The following is a 21,999-nucleotide window of genomic DNA, read 5'->3' on the forward strand; positions in this document are numbered from 1 at the left end:
GTCGTGTCGTCAGAGTTCCGGGACGGCGAGGTGGAACTCTTGATTTCGTGCCTCGAGGAGACAGAGGTGGTATCCGTCTTTCCGCGAGAGGTTCACGAAGCTTTTGCGCTTGTCTCGGCTGAACAGACCGCTGGAGGTCGCTTCTTCGGCGGTTTCGAGCGCTTCCGGCTCGAAGAAGCTACTGGTGACGAGAAACGCCGCCGCCAGCGAGTCAGAGGCGTTGCCCACGCGCTCTGCGTTCCGAACGATGTCGGTCATCTGCCCCTCGGTCGCTGGCTGACGGGAGTCGTTGATGTTCGCGACGAGTAGTGGGTTACCCATCCGGTCGCGGACGACGACGTCGAACTGCTCCTGTGAGCGGTGTTCCTGCCCGTCTTCGGTGTAGGTGACCGACACCTTGCCGTTCAGTTCGGCTCGGTCTATCTCGGGCAGTGCGTCGTACAACACCTGCATCGCGCCCGCGTGGCCGGTGTCACGAATCTCGTACAGCAGGTTCCGAATCAGCCACTCGACGAACCGGTAGTGAATGCTGTCCTGAAGGAACGTCTCGAACTCGGTTCCCTCGACGGCAGCGTCGGTGGCGTCGAACTGGGTGTGATACTCCAGCCGGAGGTTCTCCTCGACCTGTGTCGGGTCGGCGTCCCCGTCGTGGGCCTGAGCGAGGGTCGCCTCGCCCTTCGAGTGGTAGCGTACGAAGAGGTTCGTCCCGTCGATAGCTTCGGCCCCTGACAGACGTGTCCCGGCCGACGGGGTGTCTTCGCTCTGGGCCTCCGCGAGTCCGTCTTCGAGGCGTTCGATCTCTGTCCGTGCCGCCTCTAGCTCGGACTGGAGGCGGTCACGCTCGGCCCGTAGCTCCTCGTTCGTCGTCTCTAAGTCGTCTATCTCCGATTCGAGGCGGGCGATTTCGGCCTCTTTGCCGTCGAGTTCCGCTTCGAGGTCGGCCACCCGCTCCGGTGCAGGCGATGTCGGCGTCTGCGTCGTCTGGGCCGGTGCCTGCTCCGTCGTCGTGGTCGTGCGTGACGAGCGGTCCTCCGTGTGTTGGTCGCCCGTCGGTTGCGTGGCCGCGTCGTCGCTCGCGGCCGAGGTGTCCGGCGAGTTCGTAGACCGGTCGGGGTCGAGTGACGGAATCGCGCGCGTCTCGAGGTCCGCCGTCGTCGCTGCAGCGACGCTTTCACCACCGCTGTCCGCGCTCGGATGCTGTGACGAGGACGAGTCCGGTCGCGACTGTGGCTCTGCGGGCGAGCGCTGCTCTCTCTGTGCCGGGTCGGGCTGTTGGGTCGGCTCCGAATCGCGGGTGCGCTGCCGAGTTGCCGGCGACGGATTCGGTGACTCCGTCGTGGACGCCTCGGTCGTCTGTGCGTCTGGCTCTGCCGACTGTGGCTCGGCGCTCGCTCGCTCCGCTACGTCGTCACGCCCCTGTGACTGACGCTGTCGGGACTGCTCGGTCGCGGTCCCCGCGTCCGTCGTCTCGGGGTCCGCTGTCCGATTCGCTGCGGCACCCTGGCTCGCACCGGCGGCTTTCGACCCCGGTGGGCCACCGGCGGCCGGTCCCGACCGACGGTCGGCGGTCGACGCACCCGTGTCTGGTTCGGCGACGTCGCTGTCGGACGTCGAATCCGGGGACTGTGTCTCTCCTACTGGTTCGGAAACCGGTCCCTCGTCGGTCGACCCCTCGTCGGCCGACGACGCGTCGTCGATGGCGGTACCGTCGCTCAGAGTCTGTCCATCGGTCACATCGGAGGCGTCTGCTGCCGTCGACGGTTCCGGAATCTCGACGGGCGAAATCTCGGCGGGTTTGACCTCGTAGATGCCCACTTCGTCGTCTGCCTGTTCGAAGGCTTCGTCGTCGGTGATGAGTCGCTCGGCGCTCCCGACCCAGGCGACGCTCATCGAGCGCCCCTGATGATAGACCAGATAGTAATCGCCAGAGAGAACGTTCTCGGAGAGTTCGACGAACCCAGTGAAGTTCCCGTCGGAAAGCGTCCGGTCGACGTCGGCTATCGACGTCTCCTGCGTGTAGTACTTCGCGCGGACCTCGTCGTTTCGTTCTTGCATCACTGCGAGAAGCGGAAGCGCGTCGTGTGGTGCTTCCCGGGCAGTTCCACTGTCGGTCTCGAAGGCTTCGATGTCGCCGTCTATGATACCGATGACCGTCCCGTTCAACATGAACAGCCGGGTGGGGCCAGCGACGACGGCACCGGAGAACTCCTGGTCTGCGAGTGTCCGGAGCCCCTCGTACCCGCCGTCGAAGGGCACCGAGTCCCACTCTGAAACCAGTTCTACCGTCTGCGTACTCATTACCTTCATCAAGCCGGATGGCAGACAAATAGTTTGTGCCCCGTCAGACACGTGTCTCTACGGTGATCGGTTTCGCCGAGAGACGCGGACGTGACCGGCGGTCTCGGCTCCGCTCGCCACCGACACGCACGGGGACCACGGAGAGTCCGATGGGCATATGCCGGCCGAGACCGAACGGCGGGTATGGAAGAGAAACCGGGGTTGAGCGACCAGTATCGGATGTCGAGTCCGTGGCCGGTGTTCGTCGCTCTGGGACTAGCGCTCTCGGAAATCGGTGTCTTCATCGGGCTGTTCCCGGTCGCGGTGTTCGGCCTCATCCTCTTTGGCGGGAGCATCGCCGGCATCCTCACCGAGTCTGGCTACGCAACTCGCCCGTGGCCGACGCTCGTCGGGGTCGGCGTGTTGCTCGTCTTGCTCGCAGCGCTCGTCGCCGTCCTCCAGTTACCGACGTCGGCGTTCACGCTCGCGAACGTCGGCGAGGGACCGCTGTTCACCCGTCTGGTCGCGGTCGTCGTCGCCGGTGCCGTGATGGTCGCGATGGGCGGGGCCGGGTCCGTCGTCGAACAGACCAAGGTCTGAGCGAAACCAACAGTCTATTTACTGGCCTACGCCAACGCCGAGTCATACATGGCACTGTTCGGGTTCGAAAAGGACACCCTGCTCGACCTCACCGTCAACGTCATTCCACTGGGCATCATCCTCTTTTTCATCGCGGCGTTCGCGGTCGTTCCCGCGTTCGGCACGGACCCCGTCTTCAGCGGGCTTCAGTTCGCGCTGATGATCTCGATGTTCCTCCTGTTGGCGGTGCTGACCTATTACGCTGGGCGAGCGATCGAAAACGCAGAGCACGCACAGGAATCCCTCGAGGAAGCCAGCGCGGTGAACGAGCCGGTAGACGAAGTTACCGAGTTCGAGGACGAAGACGCACCCGGCGAGCTCGAAGACGAGTAAGCCGAATCAACCGCGGGCACCGCGGAACCGACCCTTTCATTATCGGCCAGTCCTGACGTGCGACCATGGCAGCAGGAGATCTAGTGCTGACGGGGTTGATGGCCGTCCTCCTCGTCGGTATCGCCGCGCTACTCACGCGCATCGAGAACTGGCGGTCGTACACACCGCTCGCGGGCGGCGGTACCGCGACCGGCGAGACCGTCATCCACCGTGAGAAGCCCGCAGGTATCGTTCGTTGGTTAACGACAGTCGACCACAAAGACATCGGCATCCTCTACGGCGTCTACGCCGTCATCGCCTTCGCCGTCGGTGGCATCATGGCGATGCTCATCCGCCTTCAACTCGTCACTCCCGGAGGGGCGCTGCTGGGGGCGAACGCCTACAACTCCATTCTGACGAGTCACGGCATCACGATGCTGTTCCTGTTCGGGACGCCCATCATCGCGGCGTTCGCGAACTACTTCATCCCGCTCCTCATCGGGGCCGACGACATGGCGTTCCCGCGCATCAACGCCATCGCGTTCTGGCTCCTCCCGCCGGCGGCCCTGCTCATCTGGGCCGGGTTCTTCCTCGCGCCGGTCACCGAGAACATGATCGAACCCGCACAGACGGCGTGGACGATGTACACGCCGCTGTCGGTCGAACAGACCAACCCCGGCGTCGACCTGATGCTGCTGGGCCTGCACCTCTCCGGCGTCGCCGCCACGATGGGTGCGATCAACTTCATCGCGACCATCTTCACCGAGCGTGACGACGACGTGAGCTGGGCGAACCTCGACATCTTCTCGTGGACGATCCTGACCCAGTCGGCGCTCATCCTCTTCGCGTTCCCGCTGCTGGGCAGCGCCATCGTCATGCTCCTGCTGGACCGCAACCTCGCGACGACGTTCTTCGCCGTCGAGGGCGGTGGCCCACTGCTGTGGCAACACCTGTTCTGGTTCTTCGGTCACCCAGAGGTGTACATTCTCGTGCTCCCGCCGATGGGCCTTGTGAGCCTCATCCTGCCGAAGTTCGCCGGCCGGAAACTGTTCGGCTTCAAGTTCGTCGTCTACTCCACGCTGGCTATCGGCGTGCTCTCGTTCGGCGTCTGGGCACACCACATGTTCTCGACGGGGATGGACCCGCGCCTGCGGGCCTCGTTCATGGCCGTCTCGCTGGCTATCGCTATCCCGAGCGCCGTCAAGACGTTCAACTGGATCACGACGATGTGGAACGGGCGACTCCGCCTGACGACGCCGATGCTGTTCTGTATCGGCTTCATCTCGAACTTCATCATCGGCGGCGTCACCGGCGTCTTCCTCGCCGCGATTCCGGTCGACCTCATCCTCCACGACACCTACTACGTCGTCGGCCACTTCCACTACATCGTGATGGGGGCCATCGGCTTCGCCGCCTTCGCCGGCATCTACTACTGGTTCCCGGTGTTCACCGGGCGGATGTACCAGCGCACCCTCGGGAAGGCCCACTTCTGGCTCTCGATGGTCGGAACGAACCTCACCTTCTTCGCGATGCTGGCGCTGGGCTACCTCGGGATGCCCCGCCGCTATGCGACCTACCAGTTCGACGGCGCTATCGCGCCGCTGGCACAGGTCGAGACGTACCACCTGCTGGCCACTGCCGGCGCGCTCATCCTGTTCGTCGGTCAGCTCATCTTCGTCTGGAACGTCGTCCAGTCGTGGCTCGAAGGCCCGAAGGTCGAGGACGGCGACCCGTGGAACCTCGAGCGCGACGGGATGCTCGACCGCGAGTTCCAGTGGTTCGACCGCAAACTCGAGACGACCGTCACGGACGGCGGTGAAGAAGAGGAGCAATCCGCGCTGACCGGAGCGCGTAGCGACGACTGAAGACGGCCCGCTTTCCTAGTGCCGGCGCTGTTCGCAGAAGCGATCTATCGCTCAGGCGCCGGAGACGAGCACGATAGCCGTCACGAACATCATCACGGCGATACCCGCGAGGACGACGAACAGCAGTTCTTTCTGACTCATAGGCAAGCTACGGGCCGGAAGTGAAAAAGGCTAATCGTCTCGGTCACCTACCTGCGGGCATGAGCGAGCAACCGGTCGGGCGGTCCGGTGAACGAGTGGTCGTCCAGTTGTACGTCGTCATCGTCGCCCTCGCCGGCGTGATGGGGTTCGTGCTGGGCAACATCCGCCCGTCCGACCTCGAACCGGAACTGTTCGGGGTCATCGCACTGCCGCCGACGCCACTCGGCGTCGCCATCTACGGTCTGGTCACCGTCGGTCTCGGCCTCGGCGTGTTGCTGGCGCTGGTGGTCTACATCTCCCGACACACGGACGACGACGGCCAGCGCGAACGACAGTAGTTCGCGTCGCCCGCCGTCTTTTCAGTCGATGTGAACCATCTCTCCAGCGTCGAGTGCGAACCGTTCCGGGACGCTGTCCCTCGTGGCGTAGTGGTACAGCGCCGTCGAAACGGGGCCGCGTACGAGTCCACGGAGGAACGCCGTGAGAGCGAAGCCACCGAGGAAGACGGCGACGGCGAGGAACGCTGCCTGCGGGAGACCGGGTACGAACGGAAGGACGCCGCTGTCGACCGTGAAAACGCCGAGCACTTGGCCGACGACGACGCCGACCGCGGTCGCGATTCCGAGGCTCCCCGCGAGGTACTCGAACGTCCTCGCACCGTAAACGGTGAGGACCGCACTCCCCCATTGGTCGGTGATGGCACCGTCTATCCGAGTGACGAGCGTGCTGGCACTGCGGTCCTCGATGGCTAGCGCCGGGGGGAGGAACGTTCCGAGAACGCCCGACCCGACTCGGAGGCTCCCGGTATCGGTCACGTAGCCGGCGAAGAACGTTCCCGTGACGGCGAGCGCACCCAGAGAGATGGCCGGCAGTCGACGGACGGCGTAGGCCAGTCCCGAACCCGGCGTCGGTCGAGTGCCCTGCAGGAGTGCGTGCAGTTCGTAGCAGTACGCGACGTCGAGGAGGACGACCAGTATCGGGCCGACGACGTACAGCGAGAACAGACAGCTCCCGACGACGAGCAGCAGCGTCGGGATACCCATGGGAACGTCCGGCCCGATGCCGTCGACGGGTGACAGCGCGATGGCTCCGACGGCGACGATAGCGAGTGTCCCCGACAGCGCTTTCAGCACCGGGTAAAGGAGCGGTGCGGGATAACGGAGAAGTGGACGGACGGTCCCAACGACGAGTCGTAGCTGCTGTGCGATTCCCGGCCTCCTTTTGGTCGTCTGTCCCATAGCGCGGGCTCGCTCGGTATGCGATATAAACCCCCGGAGCGGCTATCGTGGCCTTCCTCGCCGACCGGCCTCAGGCGACGCCCGCCGTCTCTCGGTAGGCGCCGTACTCGGATTCGAACACGGCCATTATCTCGCCCATCGTCGCGTACGCCTTCACGGCGTCGACGATGGCCGGCATCACGTTCTCCCCGGCGTCGACGGCCGCCCGGACGTCGTCGAGTGCGGCCTCGACGGCCGCGTCGTCGCGGTCGGCCTTGACCGCGTCGAGGCGGTCCCGCTGTCGGCGCTGGACGTCCTCGTCGACTGTTAGCACGTCCGGTTCGGTGTCCTCCGCGACGGTGTAGGCGTTGACGCCGACGACGACCTCGTCGTCGTCCTCGACGCGTCGCTGGTACTCGTAGGCCGAGTCCTGTATCTCCCGCTGGAAGTACCCCTGCTCGATGCCGGCGAGGACGCCGTCACGGACCGACCCGTCGCCCAGTTCGTCGCGGACGTGGTCGATGTAGGTCATGGCCTTCTCCTCTATCTCGTCGGTCAGCGCCTCGACGGCGAAACTCCCGCCGAGTGGGTCGACGATGTCGGCCGCCCCGGACTCCTCGGCGATGATCTGCTGGGTTCGCAGGGCGACCCGGACGGCGTCCTCTGAGGGCAACGCGAGCGCCTCGTCGAAACTGTTGGTGTGGAGGCTCTGAGTCCCGCCCATCACGCCGGCGAGTGCCTGAATCGTCACGCGGACGACGTTGTTGAGTGGTTGCTGGGCGGTGAGCGACTGTCCGGCGGTCTGGGTGTGGAACTTCAGTTGCTTGCTGGCGTCGGCCTCGGCGTCGTACCACTCGTCCATCACGCGGGCGTAGATGCGTCGGGCCGCACGGAACTTCGCCACCTCCTCGAAGATGGCGTTGTGGGAATTGAAAAAGAAGGACAGTTGCGGGGCGAACTCGTCGACGTCCAGTCCCCGGTCGAGACAGTCCTCGACGTAGGCGAACCCGTCGGCGAGCGTGAACGCGAGTTCCTCGACGGCCGTGGCGCCGGCCTCGCGGATGTGATAGCCGGAGACGGAGACGGGCTTGAACTTCGGCGTCTCCTCGCAGGCGAACTCGATGACGTCCGTGACTAACTTCAGCGAGGGTTCCGGCGGGACGACCCACTCTTTCTGTGCGATGAATTCTTTGAGCATGTCGTTCTGGAGGGTGCCACGAATCTCCTCGCGCGGGACGCCCTGCTGGTCGGCGATAGCGAGGTACATCGCGTAGATGACCGGTGCGCTGGGGTTGATAGTGAACGACGTGGACACCGAACCGATGTCGATACCGTCGAAGAGGCGTTCCATGTCCGCCAGCGTGTCGACGGCGACGCCCTCCTTGCCCACTTCGCCGTCGGCCATCGCGGCGTCGGAGTCGAGGCCCATCAGCGTCGGCATGTCGAACGCCGTCGAGAGGCCGGTCTGCCCCTCCTCGGTGAGATAGTGAAACCGCTCGTTGGTCTCCTCGGCCGTGCCGAAGCCGGCGAACTGCCGCATCGTCCACTGGCGGCCGCGGTACATCGTCGGGTAGACACCGCGTGTGTACGGTTCCTCGCCGGGGAACCCGAGGTCAGTCTCGTAGTCGGTGTCGGCGACGTCGAGCGGGGTGTACAGGCGATCTACCTCCAGATTCGAGACGGTCGCGAACCGCTCGCGGCGCTCGCCGTAGGCGTCGAGTACCGGGCCGAGTGTCTCGCGCTCCCACTCGCCCTTGGCGTCCCGAATGCGCTGGAGGTCCTGCTCGTCGTACATACCGCGTCATATGTCACCAGTCCGCAAGAGTGTTCGGGCGCGGTCGTCGCTCCGTCCGCGACGACGGCGTCGGACGGTCGGAGATGCCGTCCGGATACCCTCGTGAAAACGGAGATAGTGTCAGTAAAACGTCTGTTACTCGTCCTGTAACCGCTGTGTCGTCTCGACCAGTGGATGCCGGGCGTAATCGACGACTTCGATATCGTCGATGCGTTCGAGGTCGGAGTTGGCGGCCGTCTCCGCCATTCCGAGTTCGACAGGTCCGTCGAGAACGATGACGTAGGCGTCCATCCGGTCGACACCGAGACGGTCGGCCGCTTTCACTCGGTGGTGGCCGTCGGCGAGCAACAGGTCGCCGCCGTTGTCGATGACGACCAGCGGTTCGGCCAGTCCCCGTTCGAGTTCGTATACTCGGCCTTCCAGTTCGTCGGCGTACACCGTCTTCTGTGTCGGCGTCAGATCGGCCAACTCGACTTCGCGCCGCTCCTCGTGGGATGTGATGCCGTGGATGTTCTCCAGCGTGCGACCGAGTTTCTCCACCTTGTCCGGGGTCGCGCGCTCTATCTGCGAGCGGATGACGTCCGCGTTGGAGATGATGCCGACGAGGTGGCCCGCGTCGTCGACGACCGGGAGTTTCTGAATGCCAGACCGGAGGATGACGCGGGCCGCGTCCTGTACCGCCATGTCCGGGTGGGCGACGAGGATGTCGCCGCTCATCACCCGGAACATCGGTTCGTGGCCGTCCGCCAGCAGGAGGTCACGCGCACTGACAAAGCCCTCGACGCGTCGTCCGTCGGTCACCGGGAAGCCACTGAACTCGTCGCTCTCGGCGATACGGGTCGCGACCTCGTCGACTGTATCGTCGAGTTCGACGGTGGCTACCTCCCGTGTCATGTACTCGCCGACCGTCGGTCGACTCGGGTCGTCCATCACCCCGAATTGACCGGGGACGATGAAAAAGTCTCGGCTACTCCTCGTCGTCGCCCGGCGAATTCTCGACTGGTTCCGGTATGATTTCGGCGTACGTCTCCGGCCCGTACTCCGAGGATCCGTAGACGCTGCCGAGCAACCGGTGGGAACGAGATTGCACCGCTTCGAGGAACCGGTCGTTGACGACCGACCGGACGATGTCGTGGAGGGACTCGTCCCGGTCGTCGATGGCGTCGAGTACGCCCAGCGTTATCTGGGCGCCGGCCATGTCGGCGTGGCCCCCTGCGGACCCGATCTGGCCGAAGGCGTCTCGCAGGGCCTCCCCGAGGTCGATGTCGGCACCGCGTGCCCTCGCAGAGGCGAAGATAGTCCCGTCGATGACGCCGTACACCATCGTCGCCTGCACGTCCTCTAAGTCGAGGAGCCTGTCTGCGGCCTGTGCCAGTGCGTCGCGGTCACCGAGTTCGCCGACGCAACTCAACAGCACCGACCCCTCTTTCTCCCGGTTGTCGATGGCTCGGCCGATGACTGTCAGCGTCTCGGCGCTGACACTCGGGTCCTCGATGCGCTGGAGGGCATCCATGTCCGCCCGGGGGACGAGGTGGGCGGCGGCCTCGAAGTCCTCGACGGAGACTTCTCGGCGGAAGTCTTTCGTGTCGACTCGGATGCCAAAGAGCAGTCCCGTCGCGATCGGGTTCGGGATGTCGACGCCGAACCGCTGGAAGTAATCGACCAGTAGCGTACTGGTCGCCCCCACAGCGCTCCGTAGGTCGACGTAGCGGGCCTCGACCGGGAGACGTGGTGGGTGGTGGTCGATGACGATATCGACGGCGAGGTCCTCGGGCAACTGGTCGTTGACGCCGGGTCTGGAGTGGTCGACGAGTGCGAACCCGTCGTACTCCGCCAGTGCGTCCGTGTCCTCCTCTGTCAGGTTCACGAGGTCGTACTCCAGTAAGTTCACGAACGCACGGTTCTCCTGATGGGAGATGTCGCCGTAGTAGCAAATGGAGACGGTACAGCCTGCCCGTTCCGCGAGTTCCCCCAGCGCGACGGCGCTGGCGATGGCGTCCGGGTCCGGGTTGTCGTGGGCGAAGATAGCGAGGTGGCCGTCGATGTCCCGAAGGACCCGCTGTAGTTGGCGGACCCGCGTTCCTTCGGCTCCGACAGTCTGATTGAGGGCGTCGACGACGACCGCCTCGGCGTCTACGACTCGGTCGGCGATCCTCTCGAGGGTCGCTCGCTGGTCGGGCGTCGCTTCATAGCCCGTATAACACAGGACGAACGCGTCTGGAAACAGTTTCTCGACGGTCTCTGCGACGACGGTGTTGACTGCTGGGTCGTCTGTCGCGACGACGATGGTGTCCGGGTCGATGTCGATACCGGCGAGCGTCGCGCGGTCGGCCGGGTCGGCCACCGTCACGGCGATGTCGTCGGTCCGCAGTGTCTCGGCGCGATGTTCGTCGTCGGTGACGACGTGGAGCGGGCGGTGGCTAACGCTTGCGGCGTCGATGAGCGCCAGTGCAGTCGAACCAGCTCCCAGCACCAACCGAGACGGCATGGGTTCTGGTCCGCTCTGGAGCGTCTAAAAACCCGTTACTTCAGTCGTTCCTGCAAGAACGACGGGTGAGCCGCTGTGACGCCGTCGAGCGCGAGTATCTCGTCTTCGATGACCGCCGCCAGCGAGTCGCCGTCCGTCGCGCGGACTTCGGCCATCAACATGTGGTCGCCACTGGAAGTGTACAGCGACTCGACGGCGTCGATGCCTTTCAGCTTTCGCGTGGCCTCGACGTAGCGTTCGCTCGCGACGTCGATACCGACCATCGCGATGGACTGGCCCGCGAGTTTCTTCGGGTCGACGTCGGCGGAGTAGCCGACGATGACGCCCTCCTCTTCGAGTTTCTTGATGTACTTGCGGACCGTCGGCTTCGAGACGTCGGCCCGGTTCGCTATCTCTGCGTAGGATGCCTGAGCATCGTCCTCTAGGACCGACAGGATTCGACGCTCCGTAGACTCGGCACTCATGTACGTTTCTTTTCCATGGACGAAAAAATATCTTCCGAACCAGAAACCCGGTTTCGAGCGCCCCGAGAAACGGTACGGGGAGGCCCGGACCGAGGTGGTTACTTGTGGTGTTCGAGGAGGTTGTCGTAGGTCCGCTCCCACTCCGCGTCCTCGTCGAAGTACCGCTCTGCGAGCGGTTCTTCCGGCATCTCGCCGATGGCGCGCTTCTCCTGTCCGTAGGAGGGGCGGGCGTCCTCGACGTACATCCGGCCGGTCAGGACCTCACCCTCGTACAGTCGTTCCTCGGTCTTGCGCATCATCTCGGCGGCTTCCACGCGATTCGAGACGTCGAAGTCGAACTCGTCGGACTGCTGGACGTCCGTGTACGGGACGTAGTGTTTCGCGTCCTTGTTCCAGGTCGGACACTGGGTCAGGAAGTCGATGTGTGCGAAGCCGTCGTGTTCGATGGCTTCGGCGATGATCTCCTTCGCCTGATTGGGGTTGACCGCTGCGGTGCGAGCGATGTACGTCGCACCGGCGTTGAGCGACTGCGAGAGCGGTCGGATCGGTGACTTCGCCGAGCCGTGGGGCTGGGTCTTGGACTTGTGGCCCTTCGGGGACGTCGGCGACGTCTGTCCCTTCGTCAGCCCGAAAATCTCGTTGTTGAACACGATGTACGTCATATCGTGGTTCTCACGGGCCGTGTGGATGAGGTGGTTCCCACCGATACCGTAGCCGTCACCGTCACCGCCGGCTGCGATGACCTCCAGTTCGGGGTTGGCCAGTTTCGCGGCCCGGGCGACGGGCAGCGAGCGGCCGTGGATGGTGTGGAACCCGTAGCTGTTGAAGTAGCTGTTAAGCTTCCCGGAACAGCCGATACCCGTAAACAGCGCGACTTCGTCGGGGTTCTTCCCGACCTCGGGCATGGCCTGTTTCAGCGCCTTGAGGACGCCGAAGTCACCACAGCCCGGACACCACGTCGCTTGCGGTTCGATGCCGGGTGTGAACTCGTCACGGTCAATCTCGCGTTCTTCGCCGATTGCGCTGAATGCACTCATGGTTAGTCACCCGCTGCGGGGAGGTACTTCATGTTGGTCGCGGCGAGGTCCTCGCCGTTGATACTGGACTCGAACCCGTCGACGATCTCGGCGGGTTCGAACGGGTTGCCGTTGTACTTGAGGAGGCTCGACAGCTTATCGCCGTACTTGCCGATCTCCTTCTGGGTCAGCCCGCGGAACTGGGCCGTGGCGTTCATCTCGACGACGAGCGCTTCGTCGACGGAGTCGAGCCACTCGCTGACCTCCTCGACGGGGTAGGGCATCATATCAGAGACGCCCAGCGCCTTCACGGAGTGCCCGTTGTCGTTGAGGCGGTCGACGGCCTCGAAGACGGTGTCCTGCTGGCTGCCCCAGACGAGGATACCGTACTCCGCGTCGTCCGGCCCGTAGTAGGCCTGATGACTCGCGTTCTCGTCGAGGTCGGCGCGGATGTCGTCGAGCTTGTTCAGCCGACGGTTCATCTGCGCGATGCGGTTCTCTGGGTCCTCGCTGATGTGGCCCGAGGGGTTGTGCTCGTTACCCGTAGCGAGGTAGCGCCCGTTCTTCTGCCCGGGGACCGAGCGCGGACTGACGTTCGAGCCGTCCTCCGGTTCGTGGAGGAAGCGCTGGAACTTGCCCGAGGAGTGGTGGGCCGCGTCCTGAATCTCTTCTTCGGTCAGGACCGACCCGGGGTCGGCGTTTGGCTCCTCGTCGAAGTGGCTCGCCGGCAGGTTCCGGAGTTCGCCCTGTATCTTCTGGTCGTAGACGACGATGGCCGGAATCTGGTACTCGTAGGCGATGCGGAACGCGGCGCGCGTCTGGGTGTAACACTCGCGGATGTTCGCGGGCGCGAACACGACGCGAGCGGAGTCACCCTGTGAAGTGTACAGGACGTGTTCGAGGTCGGCCTGTTCGGGCTTGGTCGGCATCCCGGTCGACGGACCGGCACGCATCGCTTCGACCAGCACGATAGGCGTCTCGGTCATCTCGGCCAACCCGAGCGGTTCGGACATCAGCGCGAAGCCCCCACCGGACGATCCGGACATGGACTTCACGCCGGCGTGGGACGCACCCAGCGCCAGTGCCGCTGCGGCGATTTCGTCCTCGACCTGTTCGGAGATACCGCCGAACTCCGGCAGGTGTTGGGACATGATGGTGAAGACGTCGGTCCACGGGGTCATCGGGTACCCCGAGATGAACCGACAGCCCTCGTCGAGCGCGCCGTAGGAGATGGCGTTCGACCCAGAGAGGATGACCTGCTCCTCGTCGTGGGAGTTCTCGGGCACCTCGATGTCGTGGTCGATGTCGAGTTCGGCCGCCGCGTCGTAGGCGTCCTGCAGAACGTTGAGGTTGGCCTCCTGCATGTCGCCGGCCATGTTCTGCTTGATGAGTTCCTCGAACTCCGCCGTGTCGATGTCGAGGATGGCGGCGGTCGCACCGATACCGGCCGTGTTCCGCATGATCTCGCGGCCGTGCTCCTTGGCGATGCCGCGGAGGTCCATCGGAACGACGTGCCAGTCGTTCTCCTCGGCGGCCTCTTCGAGTTCGATTTCGTCGACGTCCTCCTCGTCGAGGAGGCCCTCGTCGTACAGGAGGACGCCGCCCTCGCGGAGGTCGTCGAAGTTCTCGTACAGTGGCTTCAGTTCCTCTTTGCCGTAGTAGGCCTCTTCCTGCGGGTTCCGGGCGAACGAGTCACCCAGTGCCAGCAGGAAGTTGTAACCGTCTCCGCGCGACTGGACGGGTTCGTCCTTCGCGCGCACTTCTACGTACGTGTGGCCTCCCCGGATGCGCGACGGGTAGTGACGATGTGTGAAAACGTGAAGTCCCGAACGCATCAGGGCCTTCGCGAAGTTCTGGCTGGTCGAGTCGATTCCGTCACCGGAACCGCCAGCGATTCGCCAGATTAGTTCATTGTCTGTCATGGTGAAATCCTCGGCCCCAGCTCTGGTGCCGTACCGGGAAATTGGGGGGCCACGACTAAAGATTTTCCACTACATCAAGGTTCATTAATCGTGATTAATGAGGGCTGTGGCTCAGTTTTGTGGCGGAAACGGCGAAAGCAAGAGCCCCCTGTGAGAGGCCGAAACGGTCGGTCGTCGCAAGGCCTAAACCGGTCGCTCACCACACTCTTCGTGTGAATGTCGCTCACGGAACTTATCGCCGGGGTTGAACATCACGAGAAGACGCTCACCGTGTTCAACGCCGACGAATCGACCGCCGCCGAACTGCGCGAGCAGTTCGCCGACCGGAACGTCCGGGTCGTCACGGAGCGGACGGAGAGCGGACGCCCCGGGGAGTTTCTCACGCTGAGCGACGACGACGGCGTCATCACCGCGACGGACCTCGATGCGTTCTACGACGCTTTAGAGACGCGCAACCGGCATCTCACCGCCGACGAACGGCCGTACCGGTCCATCCTCGACCACCTTGACGAGACCATGTTCACCTCGTGGTCCATCGAACGGATGGTCGCGGCCTCCCGCGAGATAGAGGACCGGGCGTGGCGCGTCGGCGAGGGGGCCCTGTACGCCGGCTTCCAGACCCTCTCGACGCTGAAGGGCGAACTCGACCTGTACGAACGCCTCGGCGAGTCCGCCGTCGACGTCCACGCCTACGCCGTGCCGGACGTAGACCCACCCGAACGGAGCGCCTTCACCCTCCACCTCGAACGCAGTGACGAGATCGCCGCGTCGTGGTTCGTCGTCTTCGACGGCGGCGGCGACCCGGACCAGAAGTGTGCGCTCCTCGCAGAGGAACGCGAACCGCGCGAGTTCTACGGCTTCTGGACCTACGACGAGGATACGGTCGACTGGATAATCGATCATCTGGAGTCGAGTTACGGGTTCGTAGAGCAGTAGGGAGGGGCGCGTGACGAAGGGAACGCGGCCCTCGAAACGAAGCGGTGAGGGAAACGAACCGCAGAGCAGTAGGGCGACTCCGAGCACGGCGAGGAGTCTCCGATTGCGAACGGGGAACGGTGCGACCCGTGAGCAGTAGCGAGGGACTTCCCCTCGTTCAGTCCCTCGAACGTCGACCACTGCAAACCGAAACCGAGAACAGATGGACACCGATCCCGACACGTACCGAATCGAAGCGACCGGCCAGCGAGTGAACGCGCTCGAACTGGACCTGCACCTGTTTTTCGGTGTCTGGAGTGCGGTAGACCGGACCGACGACGTGTGGACGGTGCGGACCGAGGACGGTGCGGAACTGACGCTCGTCCCCGTCGACGGCTAGCGGCCTACGCGAGGTCTTCGAACACCGAGAGGTCGTGGCCCAGAAGGACCTCGGCACCCGTCTGACGCTGGATGTTCTGGCACCGCGCCAGACTCTCCTTCCACGCGCCGTTGTTCCAGAGCAGACTGGTCGCCATCGGCTGGCCTTCGTAGTTGGCCGTGACGTAGGCCTCGTCGCCGACGACCAGCAAGGGGTCGCTCGGTCTGTCGACGAGCGCACCCAGCAGGCCCGGCGTGTGGCCGGGGAGGTGGAGCAGTTCGACGCCGTCGGCGAGGTGGTAGCTGTCGCCGTGGACTATCTGCCAGTTCAGGTCGTGGTCGAAGTCGCTGGCGAGGTAGGCGATAGAGCCCTCGTCGGTCTTCGCGCTGTAGTACGCGAAGGGGAGTTCCTCCCGGTGGACGTAGATGGTCGTGTCCGTCCCGGCGAAGTTGTACAGCCCGCCGGCGTGGTCCAGATGGAGGTGGCTCATCACGACGGCGTCGACGTCCTCGATGCCGTAGCCCGCCGCTCCGAGGTCGTCCGCGAGCGAGTGCTCGGCGGCGTCGACGTGGGCGAACGCCTCGTACAGCGGTTCGGGCCAGTAGCCGTCGCCGGCCTCGGGATGGGAGCCAGTGTCCCAGAGAATTGTCGTCTCGGGCGTCTCGACGACGAGGTTCCAGACGACGTACGTCTCGTACTCGTGGTCGGGGTCGCGGTCCGACGCCGTCGCGACGCTGGTGCCGTCGACGACGAAGTTGCGGTCGGCCTGTACCCGCCCGCGGTCCACGAACGTGACGCTGATATCGTCCATGGTAGATGTAGGCGCTCTGAAAGCAAAAACGCGGCGTGAGGGTTTCTCACACAGTGAGCAGACGACCGCCGGCAGCGGCTCGCCGACAGTCGGGACAAGCGGTCCTTACTGCGGGGCCTGTCGGTAGATGAGGTTGCGCTGGATGTCGTTTGCGCCCTCGTAGATGACCGGGATGCGCACGTCGCGATAGACCCGGGAGATGCGGTTCTCGGTCAGCACCGAGCGACCGCCGTGGAGTTGCATCCCCTTCTCGGCACAGTCGGTAGCCGCTTCGGTGGCCTCGGTCTTTGCGAGGGCCGCCCAGTAGCCGGCGTTCTCCTGATTTGCGACCCGCTCTGCGGCGTCCCACGTGAGCGAGCGGGCCGACTGGAAGGCCAGATGCATATCGGCGAGTTTGTGCTGGACGGCCTGAAACTCGTCGACGGTCTTGCCGAACGCCTCGCGGTTGTGGACAAAGTCCCAGGCCTCCTCGATGGCGGCCGCCGCGAGGCCGACACCGTGGCCCGCGACGACGACGCGGCCGTGGTTGAAGAACTCCGCGAGCATGTAGAACCCGGCGCCCTCGACGCCGACGAGGTTCTCCTCGGGGATGCGACAGTCCTCCAGAACGATGTGGCCCTGTTTCGACGCTCGGAACCCCATCTTCTCCGGGATGTGTTCGGCGTGGTAGCCGGGAGCGTCGGTCGGGACGATGAACATCGAGTAGTTGCCGTAGCGGTTGTTCGGGTCGTCGCCCGTCTTCGCGTAGAGGGTGAGCCAGTCGGCTTCGACGGCGTTGCCGACCCAGTACTTCTCGCCGTTGATGACCCACTCGTCGCCGTCCTTCTCGGCGCTGGTTGTCATCCCGGCGAGGTCGCTCCCCGTCTCGGGTTCGGAGACGGCGAGACCGGTAATCTGGTCGTTCTCCGCGACGGGGCGGAGGAACTCCTCGTGTTGCCAGTCGGCGCCGTGTTCCTCGACGATCTCCGCGCCGAAACTCGCTAGCTGGAGCGTCAGGGCGATACCGGCGTCGGCCTTGTAGAACTCTTCGGCGATGGCGAGCATCTGCTGTAGGTCGTACCCCTTCCCACCGACCGCCTCGCCGAGGTCCTGTGCGACGAGGCCGGCGTCCATCCCCGCTTCGAGAATGTCGTGTGGATACTCCCCGGATTCGTAGTAGTCGGCGGCGTTAGGCGCGATGTGTTCCTCCGCGAACTCCCGTGCCTCCTGCTTGACGTCGAGTGCGTGGTCCGGAACCGGGTACTCAGAGAGTAACTCCATAGGGATTATCATGGATGGTGTCACCATATACCTCGTGGAACTCACAGAAACCCCTCTGAAGTTGTTTTTTCGAAGCTCCTGATAATTGGGCCAGCATGTTTTTTGATGGTAACCACGAGGCAACGATATGGATCGACGTGACTATCTGGCCGTCGGAGCGAGCGTCGGCGCCGCCGCAATGAGCGGGTGTTCGTCCTTCTTTGCGGCCGCAGAGACGCCGAAGCCGTCGGTGCCCTCCGACCGACTCGAATCGGGCGGCTGGGAGCAATCCGGAGAGAACAGCGGTACCGTCCTCGAAGAGTCGTACGGACCGGTGACCCTTCAGGCGGTCCAGCACACCCTCCAGTATCAGGACGTGGCACTGCAACAGACGGTCGCTGACAGGACGCTCGGGCGGATGCAGACGGCGCTGTCGGTTTGGTTCGCATCGCGCATCGATTTCAGTCCGAATCTGGACAACCTCCCGGCGGGTGTCGGGCAGGCACAAATCGTCGATCAGGTGCAGGCCAACGCCCGCGACCAGTTCGAACAGCAGATGGAAAATCAGGGACTAACGAGCATCGAACAGACGGGAACCGGGAGCGTCGACATCGACACCGGGGAGACAGCCGAGACGGTGAATCTCGGTGCCGTCTACCCGTTCGACGGCATCAGCTTCGACATCAGCGAGTCCGAGAGCGTCGAGATACCACCCACAGATATCGGAATCAGCGCGATACTGGCGGTGTGGCACCACGGGGACTACGTGCTGGTGTCCGGCGGCGCCTACCCCGAAGAGAACTTCGAACAGAGCATCGACAGCGACCTGAGCGAGGGCATCAGCGTCACCGTCGACATCGACCTCGGTCTCGAACCGGAGGCATACCGCGAGGAAGTGCGCTCGCTGGTCGCCGGCGTCCAGTGAGACGGGCCGTCGAAGTACGGGCTCTGTAGCTTACTCCGGTGACGCGTCCTCGGGAACGCGGCCTTCGACGAGCGATTCGTCGGCGTATTCCTCACGCAACGCCTGTTTGTTGAACTTCCCCGTCGCCGTCTTCGGCACTTCGTCGATGATGACGACGTTGTCCGGCACCCACCACTTGGGGTACTCTTCGAGGATGTGTTCGCGCAACTCGTCGGCCAGCGAGTCGGCGTCTGCGTCCTCGGTCGGGACGACGAGGGCGAGCGGTCGTTCTTGCCAGCGCTCGTGGGGGACGCCGATGACCGCCGCCTCCGAGACGTGGTCGTGGGCCATCAGCGCGTTCTCCAGTTCCTGTGAAGAGATCCACTCGCCACCGCTCTTGATGACGTCTTTCGCCCGGTCGACGATCTTGATGTAGCCGTCCTCGTCGACGGAGACGACGTCTCCGGTCTTCAGGAAGCCGTCCTCGAACTCTGACTCGTTGGCTTCGGGACGCTTGAAGTACTCGGTCGTGACCCACGGGCCGCGAATCTGGAGTTCGCCGAACGCTTCGCCGTCGTGTGGGACCTCGTTGCCGTCGTCGTCGATGACTCGATACTCCAGTCCGGGCGCGATAAGCCCCTGTTTCGACCGCTTCTGGAGTTGCGTCTCGTAGTCGGCGTCTTCGAGGTCCGATTTGAGGTGGGCGACGGCTCCCACCGGTGCCGTCTCCGTCATCCCCCACGCGTGGACGAGTTCGACGTCGTGGTCGTCGAAGAAGCGAATCATCGCCTCCGGCGCGGCGCTTCCGCCGACGACGAGTCGCTCAAGCGAGGAGAGGTCCACGTCGTTTTCCTTGACGTACTCCATCAGGCCGAGCCACACCGTCGGGACGCCCGCGGTGACGGTCACACCCTCCTCTTCGATGAGGTTCGCGAGGTCCTCCGGCTCCGGTTGCGGGCCGGGATAGACGTGTTTGGCACCGCCGGCCGTCGCCGAGAACGGCAGGCCCCACGCGTTGACGTGGAACATCGGGACGACGGGCATCATCACGTCGTCGTCGGAAAGCGGAATCCCCTGCGGGGACTGGATGGCCATCGTGTGACTCCACAGCATCTGCTGGGTGTACTCGACGCCTTTCGGTCGGCCCGTCGTCCCGGAGGTGTAACACAGCCCCGCAGGGCGGTCCTCTTCGAGGTCCGGCCAGTCGTAGGTCGTCGGCTGGTCGCCGACGAACGACTCGTAGGCGACGGCGTCTAGGTCGGTGTCCGGGACCGACTCCCCCATCACCACGAAACGCTCGACGGATTCGAACGGTTCGGCGTCGTCTGCCACCGCACCTTCGAGTTTCGGCAGGAGCGACTGGTCGACGAAGATGGTCCGGTCCTGTGCGTTCTCGACGATGTACTGGATGTGCTTATCCGGCAGGAGTGGATTGATAGTGTGAAGTTGGGCTCCCATCCCCGGTATCCCGAAGTACGTCTCGAAGTGCCGGTGGTGGTTCCAGCAGAACGTCCCGATTCGCTCGCCGTCGCCGTAGCCCGCCGCGTCCAGCGCGTTGGCTAACTGGGCGGCCCGGTCGGCGAACTCGTCGTAGTCGTAGCGGACGATACCCTCGTGTGTACGGGAGACGATTTCCGTGTCCGGGTACAGTTGGTCCGCGCGCCACAGGAAGGGTCGCAGGGTCTGAGCTGAGCCACCTGGCATACCGTGTGGATAGAGCGCATACTACAAGAAAGCCAGTAAATTAATCGTGAGGGAACAGCAGTTGTTTCTCGTCTCAGACCTCGATCTGTTGCATCAGGTCGACCAGTTCCTCGAGTTCGGGGAACGTGTACACCTTCACGTTGATGTCAGCGTCGAGCGCGTGCACCCGCGAGTCGAACATCAGCGCCATCTCGTTGTCTCGGTCCCCGACCAACTGGTCGACCATCCCGCTACCGGGACCGAACGTGAAGTTCGGCGTCGAGATGTCGATGGTCGTCTCTAAGACGTTCGCCCACCCGTCGATGAACCCGCTGGTCATGATGTTGCCGATCTCCTGAATCGCCGACCGCTCCATGTCGGTGAAGCCGTTCGCGTTGGGGTCCGTCTCGCCCATGTCGCCGATCATGCCGTGAGCGAGGTCCTTCGCGTTTCGGGCGTTGAACAGAAAGAGGATGTGGCCGTGGGGTTTCTCGACCATCTCGATGCTGATGCCGATCTGCTTCTCGTCGCCGACGTGGGTCTTGATGTCCGGAATGTCGATGAAGTTGATCTTGGTAATCTCCATCTCCGTCTCCATCCCCGTCATCTGACTCAGGTGGTTGGCGACGGTGTTGCCGCCCTCCTTCGCCATCTGGTTGAACAGGCCGAGTTTCCGGATATCTATCATCAAACTCATGTGTGGTCGGTTGGCGCTGACTTGCCGGGCCTGCCACATAAGCTATGCACCCCCATTTTCGCAGGCGAGAATGGGGGCCGCTCAGAACTGCTCGGCCGTGTCGATACCGACGACGACGCCCTCCTCGTCGGGCCCGAAGTGGTCGTCGCCGCGGACCGACTTCGCGAACAGGAGGCGGGCCTGTTCGGTGTGGGCGTAGCGGACGGCGGCCTCGGTGGTGGACTCGAAGTCGAACTCGTCGAGGAAGTCGTCCCAGACGGAGTCCTCGACGCGGTACGCGCGGACGCCGCCCTCCGTGACGTACTCCGTGGTGCGTTCGAGGTTCGAGTGTCGGCCGATGAGTTCGGCGTGGAGGATGTCGAGTGCACCCACCAACCGGTCTGTCTCCATCTCGGCTTTCTCGGCCGTCCGGTCGATGACGGCACCGTCTAGCCCGAACACGTCCGCCGTGGAATCCGAACTACTCTCTATCATGGTGTGCGTGAACTATCAACACGGACACGAATCATTCTTCGGGTCGGCCGAGCCGGTGGCATGAATTTTCAGGCCACTCTCACGCTCACGGCGACGCCTTCGCCCAGCGGTAACAACCCCGTCTCGAAGTCCGGGTCGTCCCGCACTCGTTCGAGATAGGTCGCGATGCCGCGACTCGTCGCGTTGGCGTCCACGTCCTCGCCGGCGAGGAGCGCTCGCACCGCCTCGAAGTCCAGCGGTCCGGCCTCGATGGCGTTGTCGGCGGCGACGACGCCACCGACCGGCACCTTCTCGCGGACGGCCGCGAACGCCTCCGCGTAGCGGCTCTTCTCGTTGTCTATCAACACCACGTCGAACGGGCCGCCGTACTCGTCGACCACCTCGATGGCGTCGCCGTGTTCGAACGACGCCCGATCCGCGTAGCCCCCGCGTGCGAGGAACTCCCGGGCCTCGTCGAGTTCGTCGGCGTCGATTTCCGTCAGCACGATGTCGCCGTCGGCGGGAATCGCCGGGGCCATCCAGTACGCCGAGTAGCCAAAGCCAGAGCCGAACTCGAAGACGCGGTCGGCGTCGGTCATGCGGGCGAGCATCCTGAGCCACCCCCCGACGGCGGGCCCGACCGTCGGGAACCCCTCGCGGTCGGCCTTCTGATCCATCTCCTCGAGGACCGCGTCACGGTCCGGCGCCAGCGTTCGGGCGAACTGTTCAGTCACGTCTGGCAGCGGCGTCTCGTCCATAGGGAAGCGTCCGACCGGGTAGAG

At 64.2% G+C, this 21,999-nt stretch carries 21 protein-coding genes; 7 read left to right on the forward strand and 14 right to left on the reverse strand.

What is annotated here, in order from left to right; all coding sequences use genetic code 11:
• Positions 1-9: 9 nt before the first annotated feature.
• Complete coding sequence (locus G9465_RS14635) at positions 10-2,298, reverse strand: hypothetical protein (RefSeq protein WP_166971245.1); 2,289 nt, start codon at positions 2,296-2,298, stop codon at positions 10-12.
• A 183-nt stretch (positions 2,299-2,481) separates the two neighbouring features.
• Here G9465_RS14635 and G9465_RS14640 point away from each other — a divergent pair, with 183 nt between their 5' ends.
• The 4 genes from G9465_RS14640 to G9465_RS14655 all read left to right on the forward strand — a co-directional run bounded on the left by G9465_RS14640 (position 2,482) and on the right by G9465_RS14655 (position 5,572).
• On the forward strand, positions 2,482-2,877 hold the full coding sequence (locus tag G9465_RS14640) for a hypothetical protein (RefSeq protein WP_166971247.1): 396 nt from the start codon (positions 2,482-2,484) through the stop codon (positions 2,875-2,877).
• A 48-nt stretch (positions 2,878-2,925) separates the two neighbouring features.
• Positions 2,926-3,249 (forward strand): DUF6684 family protein, encoded by a 324-nt coding sequence (locus tag G9465_RS14645; protein ID WP_227015569.1) that lies wholly within the window; start codon positions 2,926-2,928, stop codon positions 3,247-3,249.
• Between the two features lie 65 nt (positions 3,250-3,314).
• Positions 3,315-5,093, forward strand: a complete 1,779-nt coding sequence (ctaD, locus tag G9465_RS14650) for a cytochrome c oxidase subunit I (RefSeq protein ID WP_166971249.1) — start codon at positions 3,315-3,317, stop codon at positions 5,091-5,093.
• Between the two features lie 200 nt (positions 5,094-5,293).
• The gene (locus tag G9465_RS14655) at positions 5,294-5,572 is read left to right on the forward strand and encodes a cox cluster protein (RefSeq protein ID WP_166971251.1); all 279 of its coding nucleotides are present in this window, start codon (positions 5,294-5,296) and stop codon (positions 5,570-5,572) included.
• Between the two features lie 21 nt (positions 5,573-5,593).
• On the opposite strand, the gene G9465_RS14660 is transcribed toward G9465_RS14655, so the two are convergent.
• From G9465_RS14660 to G9465_RS14690, 7 genes are all read right to left on the reverse strand, one after another.
• Positions 5,594-6,472, reverse strand: coding sequence for a hypothetical protein (locus tag G9465_RS14660; RefSeq protein ID WP_166971253.1), 879 nt, complete (start codon positions 6,470-6,472; stop codon positions 5,594-5,596).
• Between the two features lie 70 nt (positions 6,473-6,542).
• Complete coding sequence (locus tag G9465_RS14665; RefSeq protein ID WP_166971255.1) at positions 6,543-8,246, reverse strand: methylmalonyl-CoA mutase family protein; 1,704 nt, start codon at positions 8,244-8,246, stop codon at positions 6,543-6,545.
• 135 nt (positions 8,247-8,381) lie between these two features.
• The gene (locus G9465_RS14670; protein WP_166971257.1) at positions 8,382-9,176 is read right to left on the reverse strand and encodes a CBS domain-containing protein; all 795 of its coding nucleotides are present in this window, start codon (positions 9,174-9,176) and stop codon (positions 8,382-8,384) included.
• Positions 9,177-9,213: 37 nt separating this feature from the next.
• A complete protein-coding gene (locus G9465_RS14675; protein ID WP_166971259.1) occupies positions 9,214-10,734 on the reverse strand; it encodes a DHH family phosphoesterase in 1,521 nt (506 codons plus the stop codon).
• Positions 10,735-10,769: 35 nt separating this feature from the next.
• Complete coding sequence (gene lrpA1 / locus G9465_RS14680) at positions 10,770-11,198, reverse strand: HTH-type transcriptional regulator LrpA1 (protein WP_166971261.1); 429 nt, start codon at positions 11,196-11,198, stop codon at positions 10,770-10,772.
• A 98-nt stretch (positions 11,199-11,296) separates the two neighbouring features.
• Positions 11,297-12,235, reverse strand: coding sequence for a thiamine pyrophosphate-dependent enzyme (locus G9465_RS14685; RefSeq protein WP_166971263.1), 939 nt, complete (start codon positions 12,233-12,235; stop codon positions 11,297-11,299).
• 2 nt (positions 12,236-12,237) lie between these two features.
• A complete protein-coding gene (locus G9465_RS14690) occupies positions 12,238-14,136 on the reverse strand; it encodes a 2-oxoacid:acceptor oxidoreductase subunit alpha (protein ID WP_166971265.1) in 1,899 nt (632 codons plus the stop codon).
• A gap of 216 nt (positions 14,137-14,352) precedes the next feature.
• On the opposite strand from G9465_RS14690, the gene G9465_RS14695 reads away from it, so the two are divergent.
• Together G9465_RS14695 and G9465_RS14700 are read left to right on the forward strand one after the other, a co-directional pair.
• Positions 14,353-15,072 carry a DICT sensory domain-containing protein gene (locus G9465_RS14695; RefSeq protein ID WP_166971267.1) on the forward strand — a complete coding sequence of 240 codons (720 nt, stop codon included), beginning with the start codon at positions 14,353-14,355 and terminating at the stop codon, positions 15,070-15,072.
• 202 nt (positions 15,073-15,274) lie between these two features.
• Positions 15,275-15,451 (forward strand): hypothetical protein, encoded by a 177-nt coding sequence (locus tag G9465_RS14700; protein WP_166971269.1) that lies wholly within the window; start codon positions 15,275-15,277, stop codon positions 15,449-15,451.
• A gap of 4 nt (positions 15,452-15,455) precedes the next feature.
• Here G9465_RS14700 and G9465_RS14705 read toward each other — a convergent pair whose 3' ends face one another.
• Entirely contained in the window at positions 15,456-16,241 is a 786-nt protein-coding gene (locus tag G9465_RS14705; RefSeq protein ID WP_166971271.1) for an N-acyl homoserine lactonase family protein, read from the reverse strand.
• A 105-nt stretch (positions 16,242-16,346) separates the two neighbouring features.
• On the reverse strand, positions 16,347-17,501 hold the full coding sequence (locus tag G9465_RS14710) for an acyl-CoA dehydrogenase family protein (RefSeq protein ID WP_166971273.1): 1,155 nt from the start codon (positions 17,499-17,501) through the stop codon (positions 16,347-16,349).
• 127 nt (positions 17,502-17,628) lie between these two features.
• Between G9465_RS14710 and G9465_RS14715 the strand changes: the two genes are divergently transcribed.
• The gene (locus G9465_RS14715) at positions 17,629-18,405 is read left to right on the forward strand and encodes a hypothetical protein (protein ID WP_166971275.1); all 777 of its coding nucleotides are present in this window, start codon (positions 17,629-17,631) and stop codon (positions 18,403-18,405) included.
• A 30-nt stretch (positions 18,406-18,435) separates the two neighbouring features.
• On the opposite strand, the gene G9465_RS14720 is transcribed toward G9465_RS14715, so the two are convergent.
• The 4 genes from G9465_RS14720 to G9465_RS14735 form a co-directional block, all read right to left on the reverse strand.
• A complete protein-coding gene (locus tag G9465_RS14720; RefSeq protein WP_166971277.1) occupies positions 18,436-20,088 on the reverse strand; it encodes a long-chain fatty acid--CoA ligase in 1,653 nt (550 codons plus the stop codon).
• Between the two features lie 73 nt (positions 20,089-20,161).
• A complete protein-coding gene (locus G9465_RS14725) occupies positions 20,162-20,764 on the reverse strand; it encodes a chemotaxis protein CheC (protein WP_166971279.1) in 603 nt (200 codons plus the stop codon).
• An 81-nt stretch (positions 20,765-20,845) separates the two neighbouring features.
• Positions 20,846-21,238, reverse strand: a complete 393-nt coding sequence (locus G9465_RS14730) for a hypothetical protein (RefSeq protein WP_166971281.1) — start codon at positions 21,236-21,238, stop codon at positions 20,846-20,848.
• A gap of 68 nt (positions 21,239-21,306) precedes the next feature.
• Entirely contained in the window at positions 21,307-21,975 is a 669-nt protein-coding gene (locus G9465_RS14735; RefSeq protein WP_166971283.1) for an O-methyltransferase, read from the reverse strand.
• Positions 21,976-21,999: the final 24 nt, after the last annotated feature.

It is taken from the genome of Haloarcula sp. JP-L23, from assembly GCF_011602445.1.
Lineage (GTDB): Archaea > Halobacteriota > Halobacteria > Halobacteriales > Haloarculaceae > Haloarcula > Haloarcula pellucida.

What these genes read in the sequence shown, in the direction of transcription:
- G9465_RS14640 (WP_166971247.1), top strand. Translation starts at nt 2,482, where the DNA reads ATGGAAGAGAAACCGGGGTTGAGCGACCAGTATCGGATGTCGAGTCCG.
- G9465_RS14715 (WP_166971275.1), top strand. Translation starts at nt 17,629, where the DNA reads ATGGATCGACGTGACTATCTGGCCGTCGGAGCGAGCGTCGGCGCCGCC.
- G9465_RS14725 (WP_166971279.1), bottom strand. Translation starts at nt 20,764, where the DNA reads ATGAGTTTGATGATAGATATCCGGAAACTCGGCCTGTTCAACCAGATG.
- G9465_RS14690 (WP_166971265.1), bottom strand. Translation starts at nt 14,136, where the DNA reads ATGACAGACAATGAACTAATCTGGCGAATCGCTGGCGGTTCCGGTGAC.
- G9465_RS14700 (WP_166971269.1), top strand. Translation starts at nt 15,275, where the DNA reads ATGGACACCGATCCCGACACGTACCGAATCGAAGCGACCGGCCAGCGA.
- ctaD (WP_166971249.1), top strand. Translation starts at nt 3,315, where the DNA reads ATGGCAGCAGGAGATCTAGTGCTGACGGGGTTGATGGCCGTCCTCCTC.
- G9465_RS14735 (WP_166971283.1), bottom strand. Translation starts at nt 21,975, where the DNA reads ATGGACGAGACGCCGCTGCCAGACGTGACTGAACAGTTCGCCCGAACG.
- G9465_RS14660 (WP_166971253.1), bottom strand. Translation starts at nt 6,472, where the DNA reads ATGGGACAGACGACCAAAAGGAGGCCGGGAATCGCACAGCAGCTACGA.
- G9465_RS14670 (WP_166971257.1), bottom strand. Translation starts at nt 9,176, where the DNA reads ATGGACGACCCGAGTCGACCGACGGTCGGCGAGTACATGACACGGGAG.
- G9465_RS14720 (WP_166971277.1), bottom strand. Translation starts at nt 20,088, where the DNA reads ATGCCAGGTGGCTCAGCTCAGACCCTGCGACCCTTCCTGTGGCGCGCG.
- G9465_RS14695 (WP_166971267.1), top strand. Translation starts at nt 14,353, where the DNA reads ATGTCGCTCACGGAACTTATCGCCGGGGTTGAACATCACGAGAAGACG.
- G9465_RS14675 (WP_166971259.1), bottom strand. Translation starts at nt 10,734, where the DNA reads ATGCCGTCTCGGTTGGTGCTGGGAGCTGGTTCGACTGCACTGGCGCTC.
- G9465_RS14645 (WP_227015569.1), top strand. Translation starts at nt 2,926, where the DNA reads ATGGCACTGTTCGGGTTCGAAAAGGACACCCTGCTCGACCTCACCGTC.
- G9465_RS14635 (WP_166971245.1), bottom strand. Translation starts at nt 2,298, where the DNA reads ATGAGTACGCAGACGGTAGAACTGGTTTCAGAGTGGGACTCGGTGCCC.
- G9465_RS14655 (WP_166971251.1), top strand. Translation starts at nt 5,294, where the DNA reads ATGAGCGAGCAACCGGTCGGGCGGTCCGGTGAACGAGTGGTCGTCCAG.
- G9465_RS14705 (WP_166971271.1), bottom strand. Translation starts at nt 16,241, where the DNA reads ATGGACGATATCAGCGTCACGTTCGTGGACCGCGGGCGGGTACAGGCC.
- G9465_RS14730 (WP_166971281.1), bottom strand. Translation starts at nt 21,238, where the DNA reads ATGATAGAGAGTAGTTCGGATTCCACGGCGGACGTGTTCGGGCTAGAC.
- G9465_RS14685 (WP_166971263.1), bottom strand. Translation starts at nt 12,235, where the DNA reads ATGAGTGCATTCAGCGCAATCGGCGAAGAACGCGAGATTGACCGTGAC.
- G9465_RS14710 (WP_166971273.1), bottom strand. Translation starts at nt 17,501, where the DNA reads ATGGAGTTACTCTCTGAGTACCCGGTTCCGGACCACGCACTCGACGTC.
- lrpA1 (WP_166971261.1), bottom strand. Translation starts at nt 11,198, where the DNA reads ATGAGTGCCGAGTCTACGGAGCGTCGAATCCTGTCGGTCCTAGAGGAC.
- G9465_RS14665 (WP_166971255.1), bottom strand. Translation starts at nt 8,246, where the DNA reads ATGTACGACGAGCAGGACCTCCAGCGCATTCGGGACGCCAAGGGCGAG.